Origin of the sequence: Corynebacterium sp., assembly GCF_052107835.1 — a bacterium.
Taxonomy (GTDB): domain Bacteria; phylum Actinomycetota; class Actinomycetes; order Mycobacteriales; family Mycobacteriaceae; genus Corynebacterium.
This window is the reverse complement of record NZ_JBQEDF010000077.1, coordinates 1-11,067: the sequence shown is the minus strand read 5'-3', so window position 1 is coordinate 11,067 and position 11,067 is coordinate 1. Positions and strand designations below refer to the sequence as shown.

10 protein-coding genes are annotated in these 11,067 nt (G+C 68.0%); 1 reads left to right on the top strand and 9 read right to left on the bottom strand.

Features of this window, described 5'->3' with window-relative positions:
- Positions 1-84 precede the first annotated feature (84 nt).
- Positions 85-633, bottom strand: coding sequence for a flavin reductase family protein (locus ACTIL2_RS14320; protein WP_442338149.1), 549 nt, complete (start codon positions 631-633; stop codon positions 85-87).
- A 332-nt stretch (positions 634-965) separates the two neighbouring features.
- Between ACTIL2_RS14320 and ACTIL2_RS14315 the strand changes: the two genes are divergently transcribed.
- Positions 966-1,280 (top strand): DMT family transporter, encoded by a 315-nt coding sequence (locus tag ACTIL2_RS14315; RefSeq protein ID WP_442338148.1) that lies wholly within the window; start codon positions 966-968, stop codon positions 1,278-1,280.
- Here ACTIL2_RS14315 and ACTIL2_RS14310 read toward each other — a convergent pair.
- The 8 genes from ACTIL2_RS14310 to ACTIL2_RS14275 all read right to left on the bottom strand — a co-directional run bounded on the left by ACTIL2_RS14310 (position 1,277) and on the right by ACTIL2_RS14275 (position 10,907).
- On the bottom strand, positions 1,277-2,032 hold the full coding sequence (locus ACTIL2_RS14310) for an iron ABC transporter ATP-binding protein (RefSeq protein ID WP_442338147.1): 756 nt from the start codon (positions 2,030-2,032) through the stop codon (positions 1,277-1,279). The genes ACTIL2_RS14315 and ACTIL2_RS14310 overlap by 4 nt on opposite strands.
- The gene (locus ACTIL2_RS14305) at positions 2,029-3,120 is read right to left on the bottom strand and encodes an iron chelate uptake ABC transporter family permease subunit (protein ID WP_442338146.1); all 1,092 of its coding nucleotides are present in this window, start codon (positions 3,118-3,120) and stop codon (positions 2,029-2,031) included. Before ACTIL2_RS14305 ends, ACTIL2_RS14310 begins: the two co-directional genes overlap by 4 nt.
- Positions 3,110-4,129, bottom strand: a complete 1,020-nt coding sequence (locus ACTIL2_RS14300; RefSeq protein ID WP_442338145.1) for an ABC transporter permease — start codon at positions 4,127-4,129, stop codon at positions 3,110-3,112. The genes ACTIL2_RS14305 and ACTIL2_RS14300 overlap by 11 nt, the downstream gene beginning before the upstream one ends.
- A 171-nt stretch (positions 4,130-4,300) precedes the next feature.
- The gene (locus ACTIL2_RS14295; protein WP_442338144.1) at positions 4,301-5,326 is read right to left on the bottom strand and encodes a siderophore ABC transporter substrate-binding protein; all 1,026 of its coding nucleotides are present in this window, start codon (positions 5,324-5,326) and stop codon (positions 4,301-4,303) included.
- A gap of 346 nt (positions 5,327-5,672) precedes the next feature.
- Positions 5,673-6,668 (bottom strand): LLM class flavin-dependent oxidoreductase, encoded by a 996-nt coding sequence (locus ACTIL2_RS14290; RefSeq protein ID WP_442338143.1) that lies wholly within the window; start codon positions 6,666-6,668, stop codon positions 5,673-5,675.
- A 72-nt stretch (positions 6,669-6,740) separates the two neighbouring features.
- Positions 6,741-7,334: an HdeD family acid-resistance protein gene (locus ACTIL2_RS14285; RefSeq protein WP_442338142.1), complete on the bottom strand. Its 594-nt coding sequence runs from the start codon at positions 7,332-7,334 to the stop codon at positions 6,741-6,743.
- Between the two features lie 67 nt (positions 7,335-7,401).
- Positions 7,402-9,144, bottom strand: coding sequence for an ABC transporter ATP-binding protein (locus ACTIL2_RS14280; protein WP_442338141.1), 1,743 nt, complete (start codon positions 9,142-9,144; stop codon positions 7,402-7,404).
- On the bottom strand, positions 9,141-10,907 hold the full coding sequence (locus tag ACTIL2_RS14275) for an ABC transporter transmembrane domain-containing protein (RefSeq protein WP_442338140.1): 1,767 nt from the start codon (positions 10,905-10,907) through the stop codon (positions 9,141-9,143). Before ACTIL2_RS14275 ends, ACTIL2_RS14280 begins: the two co-directional genes overlap by 4 nt.
- Positions 10,908-11,067 lie beyond the last annotated feature (160 nt).

Sequence of the window (11,067 nt, the reverse complement as noted above, 5' to 3'; positions counted from 1 at the left end):
ACTGTTACCGATGTCCTGATCCAGTTTTGTCACCGATGTCCCGAGACATCACAAGCCGGGAACCGTACCCGGGGGCATGTTTATTCAGAGCGGGGGCTGTTCGGTGGGGAAGCGGTAGAACTGGTGGCTGCGGAACATCAGGGGGGCGGGCCCTGCCACGTCCGCGTTGGCGGGGGCCTCGCCGTGTCCGTCCTCGCCCCGGGTCACCGCGGACACCTCGGCTGCGATCAGGGTGGACGCGCCGACCCGGATCGTGTCGATGGTGCGTGCCCGCATCACAGCCAGGGAATCCGGTAGGAGCGGCTCGCCCGTGGGGGCGGCGACCCACTGTTGGTCGTCGGTGAACCGGTTTCCGTCGACCCGGGAGAACTCGTAGGCGATGTGGGCCTGGTCCTCACTGAGGAAGTGAATCAGGTAGGAATCCGCCTCCAGGATCCGGCCTGCGCTGCCGTCGGGTTTCGACAGGGAGAACGCCACCGCCGGCGGTTCGACCGACAGCGAGGCGATGCTGGACACGGTGATGCCGACGTCCTGCCCGTCGACATGGGCGGTGATCAACGCGACGCCGGTGGGGTGGCGGCGGAAGGCGGTGCGGAAGTTCGCCGCCACGTCAGCATTCTCTGGTGAAGCCATGCTCACCAACGTACCCGCGTGCCGGTGGCCGGGGTGAGTACGCGTACACGTGCGGCGTATCATCACGGATCCTGCGGGGCGCTGCCATCGATCGCCGGATTCCGTGATGCTTTCCGCCCCACCGACTGCACAGCACCCGCCAGCGACGGACCCGGGGACGGGGTGCCCGGGGATGATGCCCGGAAAAGTGCGGAGCCGGAGCAGGTGGCGGGGACAGGACACTCCGTGCGATAGTCGGTCACAACCCGGGCGAGGGAGCCGTAACCGGGCAAGCGCAGGAGACGCACAAGGACGGCCACGCACTGCCAACCTATGACGTGGAGGTTTTCCTGATGGCCTGGACCGTTCTGATCCTTTCCGGACTCTTCGAGGCCGTGTGGGCGACGGCGCTCGGACGCATCGACGGGTTCACCAGGATCCTGCCGATCGCCGTCTTCCTCGGCGGCCTGACCGTGAGCATGGTCGGGCTGGGCTGGGCGATGCGGGAGATCCCGGTCGGCACGGCGTACGCGGTGTGGGTTGCCGTTGGTGCGGTCACCACGGTCGCCCTCTCCGCGGCGATGGGGGAGGAGACACTGAACCCCGCCAAGATGATCTTCCTTGCGATGATCATCGGCGGGGTGGTGGGGCTGAAGATGGCGGGCTAGAAGTAGCTAGCCAGCGGGCCGTCCTCGGTCTGGAGCACCTTGACCTCCGTGCCGAAGATCTCGGTGAGGACCTCGTCGCGGATGACCTCGTCGGGGGAGCCGAACACGGTGACCTGCCCGTCGTTCATGGCGCAGATGTGGTCGGCGTAGCGGGCGGCGAAGTTGATGTCGTGCAGCACGATGATCACCGTGCGGTTCAGCTCGTCGCAGGCGCGGCGCAGCTGCTTCATCATCTGCACCGAATGCTTCATGTCCAGGTTGTTCAGCGGCTCGTCCAGCAGCACGTACTCGGTGTTCTGGGCAAGCACCATCGCCACGTAGGCGCGCTGCCGCTGGCCCCCGGAGAGCTGGTCCAGGAAGCGGTTCTCGAACTCGGTGAGGTTGAGGAAGTCGATGGCCTCGGAGATGTACTTCTCGTCCTCCACGTTCAGTCGGCCGTGGGAGTAGGGGTAGCGTCCGAAGCCGACGAGCTGGCGCACGGTGAGCCGGGTGACGAAGTGGTTCTCCTGGCGCAGGATCGACAGCCGCTTCGCAACCTCCCCGGACGGGGCGGACGCCACGTCCATGCCGCCGACGGTGATCTTCCCGCTGTCCGGTTTCTGGAGGCGTCCGATCATGGTGAGCACCGTCGACTTGCCGGCGCCGTTGGGCCCGACGAGGGCGGTGACGCCGCCGGCCGGGATGTCCAGGTTGACCGGGCCGATCGTGGTCTCGGCACTGTAGGACTTGCTGAGGTTCTCGAGGGTGATCACAGACGGCCCTTTCGCATGATGAAGAAGAGGAAGACGGTACCACCGACAAGCTCGATAACGATGGTCACCATGCCCTCGGCGTAGAAGATGTTGCGCATGATGAAGTAGGAACCCGACATCACGATGTACCCGATGAGGACGGAGACCGGCAGGATCAACCGGTGGTCGTAGGTGTCGGTGAACTGGTAGGCCAGGATGGCGACGAGGAAGCCGAGGAAGGTCATCGGGCCGACCAGGGAGGTGGTCATCGCCATCAGGACGGCGATCAGGAACAGCAGGATCATCAGTTCCCGCTTGTGGTTGAGTCCCAGGTTGCTTGCGGTGTCCTTACCGAGGGCGACCACGTTCATCTTGCGTGAACGCAGGTAGAGGATCGTGCAGGTCACGATGACGACTGGGATGACCAGCGGGAAGTTCTCGGTGTGGGCGTTGCCCAGGTTGCCGAAGTTCCGTGCCGTCAGGACGTCGAACTCATTGGGCTCCAGCAGGCGCTGCATGAAGGTCGACAACGACCCCAGGCAACCACCGATGACGATGCCGACGAGCAGCATCACCTGGATGTTGCCGAAGCGCCCGGACAGCAGCCAGCTGTACAGGAAGACGGCGAAGGCGATCATCAGTGTGGACTGGAAGATGAACTGCGTCGTGCCGGTGAAGGCATTCAGCCCGGCCGTCCCCAGGAAGAAGATGACCGCGGTCTGCGTCAGGACGTAGAGAGACTCGAAGCCCATGATTGAGGGGGTGATGATGCGGTTGTTCGTCGCGGTGTGGAAGGACACCGTCGCGAAGGCCTGGCAGAACGCCACGACGAGCATCGCGATCAGGGAGTCGACGCGCATCTGCGCGATCTTCCAGTAGCCGGACGTGCCGAAGTCCATCGGGTTGCCGTAGCTCAAATGGCCGATGGTGAATCCCGCGGCGAGGAGGCCGAGGACCATCACCAGGACGATGTACTTCGTCCGTTGCTTCTTCGTGGTGAAGGGGCCGGAATGGCGTTTTCCGTCGCGGACGTCGGAGGACCCGGCATCGGTGGTGATGTCCACCGAGGTGTCCTTCAGCGCCTTGAGCCTGGTTTTCTTAGCGGGCATGGCGGCGGCTCCTCACCAGCAGGAAGACGAAGACGAACGCGCCGATCACACCCAGGATCAGCGAGACCGGGACCTCGAAGGGCTCGATCACGGTACGGGCGATGATGTCGCAGATGATCAGGATCCAGATGCCGAGCATGCAGACCCACGGCAGGTTGGAGCGCAGGTTGTCGCCCCGGAACAGGGACACGATGTTGGGGACGATCAGCCCCAGGAACGGCAGGGACCCCACGACCACGGTCACCACGCCGGAGACGACGGCGATCATGATGATGCCGGTGAACAGGACGGCCCGGTAGTTCAGGCCGATGTTCGTGGCGATGTCCTTGCCCAGTCCGGCGGCGGTGAACCGGTCGGCGATGATGAAGATCAGCAACGTCACCGCGAAGACGATGAACAGCAGTTCGTAGCGCCCGCGCACCACGCTGGTGAAACTGCCGGCGAACCAGATGCCGAGCTGCTGCAGCATGTCGGTGCGCAGTGCGACGAAGGTGGACAGGGAGCCGACCACCGCGCCGAGCATCATGCCCACGATCGGGACGATCAGCGAGGACTTCAGGGTGACCCGCTGCAGGAACAGGAAGAAGACGATGGTTCCCACCAGGGCGAAGATGATCGCCCCGACCATGCGGGTGAACAGGCTCGCACCGGGGATCGCGATCATCGTGAGGATCAGGCCCAGGCCCGCCCATTCGGTGGTGCCGGTGGTGGTGGGTTCCACGAACTTGTTCTGGGTGAGCAGCTGCATGACCAGGCCGCACATCGCCATGGCCGCACCGGCGAGCGCCAGGGCCACGGTCCGGGGCACGCGCGTGATGCCGAACATGTCCCAGCCGTCCTCGGCACCGGTGATGTCGTAGACACCGACGAACAGGGAGAGCACGATCAGGCCGAGCGTGAAGACGATGCCGATCAGGATCGGCCACGTGGTGCGCCACCACGACCGCGTCGGCGGTGGTGCATCGGACGGCGGCGCCTCGTCGGCGGCCGGGGACTGTGCGACGGTCATCGGGTTCCTGTCTGTGCTGGGCTGTCGCTGGGGGTCGTGGTGCGGTGACACGGGTGCGCCCGGGACGGGATGACCCTGCATGTGCTGCAGCTCCATCCCGTTCCCGGGCGCGTGCTCGGCGCCCAGGTGGGGGCCGTGCGTGGAGGTTGGTACCGGGACCAACCGCGCGGACTACTCGGCGTCGTGCTCCTCGAAGGCATCGGCGATGAGGTTCAGGACCTCGGCGTAGGCCTCGATGTCCTCGGTGGTGTAGAAGTCCTCCGGGAAGTAGACGATGTTGTCGTTCTCCACGGCGGGGACGTTCTGCAGGGCCTCGGAGTCGGAGATGACCTCGTTGGCGGGCTGCTCCGCACCTGCGGAGGTGCCGGCGTCGCGGTCGAGGACCAGGATCCAGTCCGGGTCGGACGAGGCGATCTGCTCGACGCTGATGTCGTCACCCTGGTGGTTGCCGGAACCGGTCTCGTCCAGGGACGGGGTCAGGTCCAGCATCTCGAAGACCGGGCCGACGGAGCGGCCGGTCACCGGTGCGGAGTAGTTGATGTCGCCACCGGAGACGATGACGCCCATCACGGTCTCGTCGGAGTTGTAGGCGTCGGCGGCGCGGGCCTTGGCGTCGTCGAACTCGGTCTCGATCTCGGCGGCCTCGTCGTCCTTCTCGAAGATCTCGCCGATCAGGGTGGTGATCTGCTTGAGACGGTCCTCCAGGGGCAGCTCGTTCTCGGCCTCCGGGTCATCCGGGTTCTCGCCGAAGCCCAGGTCGATGATCGCGGTGTCGGGGAGGAGCTCCTTCATCTCGTCGTAGTACTGGCCGTAGCGGTACCCGGTGATGATCAGGTCCGGCTCGGCGGCGATCAGCGGCTCGAAGTTCGGCTCGTTGTGGTTGCCGGTGTTGGCGACGTCGTCCTCGTGGTACTTCTCGATGGTGTCCGGGATCAGGTCGACCGGCGCGGCGGCGAGGTCGATGTCCCAGTCGGCGAGGACCTGGAAGATGCGGTTGTCGAAGGCGGCGACGTACTCGGGGTCAGCGGGGATCTCGACCTCGCCGCGGGCGTCGGTGACGGTGCGGGTGTCGCCGCTGTCCCCGTTGTCGCTGCTGTCGTCATCGGAGGAGCAGGCTGCCAGCGCCCCCATGGAGAGCATGGCGGTCATGGTGACGGCCAGCGCGCGGCTGGTCTTGCCTCGGCGGATAGTGCGCATTCGGCGGATTCCCTTTCTGATTGGTCCACGGGGACGGGTCACGTCAGTAAACCCGCCCCTATGTTTCCTAAGGCTGAGCAAATCTCTTTCCGTTGCAGCGTAGCCGAGGAGTTGGACGCAGCAAAGTGCAACCTAAGCCGAGGATAGGGTGCAGTGTGCCGCGGGTCGCCGGGCGGAGATTAGTGAATCCTGCCTTGGCGCTGGATACGACAACTAAAAGGTCGGTCTGCACCAGGGGTCCCGGCGCGGGGAACCGTGGGGAGTATCCGGTATCTGGGGGTATTTTCGGGGGTGAATAAGGGTGAAATATGCGCTGTAGTGCAGTAACGCCGTACCGCTACATTCGCTACAGGCCCCAGCCATCGGCGACGATCTCCATCGTCCGCAGTGCACCGTCGGTCGTCGGGGACTGCACGGCCACCATCAACTCGTCCGCCTGTGCGGCGGCGGCGAACCCTTCGAGGTACTCGCGGATCTGGGGTGCGGTTCCGACCGCGGTGTAGCGAAGCATCGCCAGGATCATGTCCGCCGCCGGGGAGGACATCAGCAGGTCCAGGTCCTCCTGGGACACCTTGCGTCCCCGCAGGGCCATCGTCTCCACCCGCCGGCGGCGCACCTCCTCGTGCTGGGCGACGGCCTCGGACTCGGTGTCGGCGGCGGTCACGTTCACCGCGGCGATCACGTAGGGCTCGGGGTGCTCCGGCGAGGGGCGGTAGGTGTCCCGGTAGACCTGTACGGCGTCCTTCAGTGCGTCCGGCGCGAAGTGCGAGGCGAAGGAGTACGGCAGCCCCAGGTTCGCCGCGAGCTGGGCGCCGAACAGCGAGGAGCCGAGGATGTGCACCGGGACGTTCGTGTCCGTGCCGGGGATGGCCGTCACCCCGGGCACACGGGAGCGTCCCGCGAGGTAGCCCTGCAGCTCCTTGACGTCGTCCGGGAAGGTCTCGGCCGCGCGGGCGTCCCGCCGCAGGGCGAGGACGGTGCGCTGGTCGGTGCCCGGCGCACGCCCCACGCCCAGGTCGATCCTGTCGGGGTACAGCTCGGCGAGGGTGCCGAACTGCTCCGCGATCACCAGCGGGGCGTGGTTGGGCAGCATCACCCCGCCCGAGCCCAGCCGGATCGTCCTGGTCTTCGCCGCGATGTGGGAGATCAGCACCGCCGGGGCGCTGGACGCGATCGACGGCATGTTGTGGTGCTCGGAGTACCAGATGCGTGAGTAGCCGAGACGCTCCGCGAGCTGCGCCATCTCCACCGAACGGCGGAAGGCGTCACGGGAGGTTTCACCGTCGTGGACGGTGGCGAAATCGATCAGGGACAGGGGGACTCGGCGGTCGGTGGAACTCATGCCCCGACGGTACGCCGGTGGGTGGCCCCACGCGCGACGGGTGGGGTGCCCATGGGGTGGACGCTGGCGACGCTAGCTCTGGCGGCGCAGCCGGACGCCGATGACCACCGACATGATGCCGAACAGCAGGCCGTAGAGGCCGACGACCCACGCCAGCGCAACCAGACCCCCGGCCGGTTCGACCACGGTGAGCACCGCGAGGACCACGCCGAAGACGATGTTCAGCACGCCGGTCGCCATGGCCCATCCGCCCGCCCGGGAGGCGATGCGTGCGACGCCCGTGACAACCAGGCCGATCGCGGTGATCCACAGGACGGCCATGGCGCTGAACACGGCGAAGGCCACAGGGAACAGGAGCACGGCCAGGCCGGTCAGTACCGTGGCCACCCCGGAGAACATCGTCCAGCCCCAGGACGCGCCGTGGGAGCGCTGGCTGACACCGAGCGCCACCATGCTCACGCCGTCGACGAGCAGCCATGCGCCAACGAGGATTCCGACGACCACGGCGGTGTCGACGGGGAAGAAGATCAGGAGGAGACCGGCGACGATCCCCAGTGCGCCCCGCCAGAGCAGCATCCTGCCTCCGGTGTCGCGGAGGTGCCGGCCGAGGTTGGGGCCGGGTACTGAGTAGGAGGAGTCTGAAACGTCTCCGGGGCGGGTGATCATGGCGACCGATCGTAAGCCTGACCCGCACGGGAACACAACTCACCGTGCCCCGGCACGGCCCCGCACGTCACCGCCCCTGGTTGCCGACCCACGCCTCCCACAGACGGGCGTACTGACCACCGTCGGCGACCAGCGCGTCGTGGGTCCCGTTCTCCACGATCCGGCCGTACTCCATCACCACGATCCGGTCGCAGACCACCGCCTGCGACAGCCGGTGGGCGATCACGATCCCGGTGCGGCCCCGCAGGGCGGCATCGGCGGCCCGGTCCAGGACCGCGGCATGGGAGGACCCGGCCTCGGCCGTCGCCTCGTCGAGGATCGCCAGGTCGGGTTCGGCGATCAGCAGGCGGGTCAGGGCCAGGTGCTGCTCCTGGGCGGCGGTGAGGCTGTACCCCTGCGGGCCCAGGGGCGTGTCCAGCCCCTCGGGCAGTTCGTCCAGCAGATCCGCCGCACCGATGGTGGCCAGGGCCCCGGTGAGGTCGTCATCGTCGGCGTCCGGGGCGCCCAGGGTGAGGTTCTCGCGCGGCGTCCCGGCGAAGATGTGGGTCTCCTGGCTGATCAGCATCGTCCTCTCCGGGGCGTGGAGACGGCCGGACGCGGGGGAGTGGATGCCAGCGACCAGGGCGGCCAGCGTGGTCTTCCCCGCGCCGGACGTCCCGACGATGGCGACCCGTTCGCCCGGGGAGATGTCGAGCGAGACACCGTGCAGCACGTCCGGACCGTCCTGGTAGGCGAAGGAGAGGTCCTCGATGCGCACGGTGGCGTCGGTGGCGGGGTTGCCGGACGTTGCGTCCTGCGCCGGTGCGTCCTCCCCGGCGAGGTCGGTGACGCCGATGATGCGGGTCAGGGACGCCGCCGCTGCCTGCAGCGTGTCGATCTCCATCATCAGTCCGCGCAGGGGGCCCTGCAGCCGCATGAAGAACAGGACGGCGGTGGTCGCCGCACCGATCGTCGCCAGGTCGGCGTCCACCAGGTAGAAGCCGGTGAACAGGACGACCGAGATCGCGGTCAGGAAGGACAGGTCGATCCGCCAGTTGAACATCGTGACCACCGTGCGGGCGCGCAACGCCCATGTCGCCACCGCCCAGGAGGACAGGGCGATCCGCGCGCCGTGCCAGCTCGACTGCCGGAACGCGAGCACCGAGTCCAGCCCCTTCAGCGCGGAGAGCAGATGGTGGGCGCGGGTACCGAAGGCGGCGCGCTCGGCGGCGTACAGCGGCGGGGCGAGCCGGAAGTACCAGCGCAGCGCCAGCCAGTAGAGCGGCACCGCCACCAGGAAGGCCAGTCCGAAGCGCCAGTCCAGGGCGAACAACCCCACCAGGGTCAGCGCGATGGTGAACAGGGTGCGCGACAGTGTCGGCAGAACCTGGGAGAGGGCCTCGGACACCTGGGCGACGTCGTCGCTGGCCCGCGAGATCAGGTCGCCGCTGCCGGAGCGCTCCACCCGTTCCTGCGGCAGCGACAGGGCGGTGGCGACCAGGTGCTCGCGCAGAGTGGCGAGCAGTCGTTCCAGCACTCGCGCGGCGAGCAGGACGCCGGCCACGCCCAGGACGGCGGCGGAGACGACGGCCCCGGCGATCATCAGGCCGTAGAACCACATCGAGGTGGTGCCGCCGCCGTTCACGCTGTCGGTGATGTCGTCGACGATGTTGCCGAGCAGGACCGGGGTGACCAGTTCCAGGGCGGCTGCACCGGCGGAGATCACCGCGGCGAGGATCAGCAGGGTGCGCCTGCCGCCCAGTGCGTCCCACACCGCGGCGGTGGCCCTGCGTCCGGAGGCGACGGGCAGACGTTCGGAGGTGGTGGTCATGCGTCCCCCATCAGGTCGATGACGCGGTCACAGCGGCCGAGCAGCGTCGGGGAATTGGTGATCACCACGGTGGTGCGTCCGGAACGGAGGGCGGGCAGGCGCTCCGCGACGGTGTTCTCGGTGACCGCGTCCACCGCGGTGGTCGGATCGTGCAGCACCAGAATCGGGGGGTCCGCCGCCAGGGCACGCGCCAGGGCGATGCGTTGCCGTTGGCCGCCGGAGAGCCGGGTGCCGCCGTCGCCCACCCGGCTGTCGATCCCGTCGGGCAGGGTGTCCAGGATGTCGTCGCAGGCGGCGGCGTGCAGGGCGCCCGGGAACATGCCCTCCGCACTGTCGGGGCCGGCGAGGTTCTCGGTGATGGTGCCGTCGAAGAGGTCGGCGGAGTGCGGGGCGGTGAGCACGCGGGTGCGGTAGGCCTCGATCGGCAGCTCCGCGGCATCGGTCGCGTCGCTTCCGCGGGATGTGCCCAGCAGGACGCGGGACGTTGCGGCCCGGTCAGTGTCCGGAACCCGGCCGTCGGCGAGCAGGAGTGCGAGGCTGCGTCCGACAGGCCCCGGGGCGCGGACGCCGACGAACTCCCCGGCACCGGCGGTGACCCGGTGCTCGCCGTGGGTGATGTCGATGGACGTGGCCGTGCTCGCTGTTGCGGTGCCGGGCTGCCCGGGTCCGGAACCTGTGGCGCCGTCGTGGATGGACGGTGTGCGCAGCAGGGTGAGCACGCGTTCGGCGGAGGCGACACCGGTCGCCCAGATCGCACCGGAGTTGGCGGGCAGCATGGTCAGCGGTCCGACCAGGAACTGTGTGACGCCCACGACCGCGATCAGTTCACCGATGCTGAGGTGCCCGTTGAGGGCGAGCCAGGCGGCCCCGATGGTCAGCGCGGCGATGAAGACACCGGTCATCGTGTTCATCGATGCCATGAAGATCGCACGGGAGTTGCGGGCCCGCAGGGCCCCTCCCAGGGCAATGGCGCTGGCGTCGGCGTAGCGGGCGGCGGCCTCGTCCTCGGCGCGCAGGCCCTTGATGACCCGGTAGCCGGTGATCAGGTCGGTGGCCCGGCCGGTCGCTCCGGCGACCAGCGCCTGCTGCTCGCGGCTGCGGCGCTGCAGTGGACGTCCGCCGGCGGTCATCGCCCACAGCATCAACGGCCCGCCGATCAGCACGGCCAGCCCCAGGGGCCAGGAGATGACCAGCAGCATGACCGCTGCAGCCAGCACCGCGGCGACCTCGCCGACCGGGTACACGCCCAGCTGCATGGCGCCGGCCAGCCGGAACACGTCGCCGGTGGCGATGGACAGCATCGCGCCGCCGAGCTGGCGTCCCTTCATGCCGGCCGGGTGCAGCAGACGCTCGGTGACCTGCATGCGCAGGCGGTGCTGCACGGTCTGCATGCCGAAGAACCCCATCCTCGATCCCAGCCGGAAGCACAGCGACATCACGATGATGTCGACGGCCAGCAGAACCAGCCAGAACACCAGCTGGCCCATGTCCCCGGCGGCGATGCCCCGGTCCACGGCGCTGCCCGCGATGACGGGGAGGCCTGCCCCGGCGATGTTGGACAGCATCAGCAGTCCCGCGCCGGGGAAGGTGAACTTCTTCGCGCCGAGGATGACCCGCCAGGTGAATCGTGCGGGGGAGGGGTTGTCGTCGAAGACGATCGGTTCGGCGACGCGCGGGCGCTCGGGGGCCTGGAAGAACAACGGCCACCTGATGCCGAGGAAATGGCTGCGCAGGGACTCACCGTCGACGGCGGTCTGGGTCATGTGGGGTGGGCCTTCTGTCTGGGGTGGGGCGTGTGACAGGGACAGCGTACGGTGCCGGACTATGGTGTGGTTGCCCTAACCTGCCGCCTTGTTAACGGTTTCTGCAGTCGGCCGCCGCCACCCCGGAAAATTTTCATGCCCCGGGGTAGGGGATCGCCGC

What these genes read in the sequence shown, in the direction of transcription:
- ACTIL2_RS14320 (WP_442338149.1), bottom strand. Translation starts at nt 633, where the DNA reads ATGGCTTCACCAGAGAATGCTGACGTGGCGGCGAACTTCCGCACCGCC.
- ACTIL2_RS14315 (WP_442338148.1), top strand. Translation starts at nt 966, where the DNA reads ATGGCCTGGACCGTTCTGATCCTTTCCGGACTCTTCGAGGCCGTGTGG.
- ACTIL2_RS14305 (WP_442338146.1), bottom strand. Translation starts at nt 3,120, where the DNA reads ATGCCCGCTAAGAAAACCAGGCTCAAGGCGCTGAAGGACACCTCGGTG.
- ACTIL2_RS14300 (WP_442338145.1), bottom strand. Translation starts at nt 4,129, where the DNA reads ATGACCGTCGCACAGTCCCCGGCCGCCGACGAGGCGCCGCCGTCCGAT.
- ACTIL2_RS14295 (WP_442338144.1), bottom strand. Translation starts at nt 5,326, where the DNA reads ATGCGCACTATCCGCCGAGGCAAGACCAGCCGCGCGCTGGCCGTCACC.
- ACTIL2_RS14290 (WP_442338143.1), bottom strand. Translation starts at nt 6,668, where the DNA reads ATGAGTTCCACCGACCGCCGAGTCCCCCTGTCCCTGATCGATTTCGCC.
- ACTIL2_RS14285 (WP_442338142.1), bottom strand. Translation starts at nt 7,334, where the DNA reads ATGATCACCCGCCCCGGAGACGTTTCAGACTCCTCCTACTCAGTACCC.
- ACTIL2_RS14280 (WP_442338141.1), bottom strand. Translation starts at nt 9,144, where the DNA reads ATGACCACCACCTCCGAACGTCTGCCCGTCGCCTCCGGACGCAGGGCC.
- ACTIL2_RS14275 (WP_442338140.1), bottom strand. Translation starts at nt 10,907, where the DNA reads ATGACCCAGACCGCCGTCGACGGTGAGTCCCTGCGCAGCCATTTCCTC.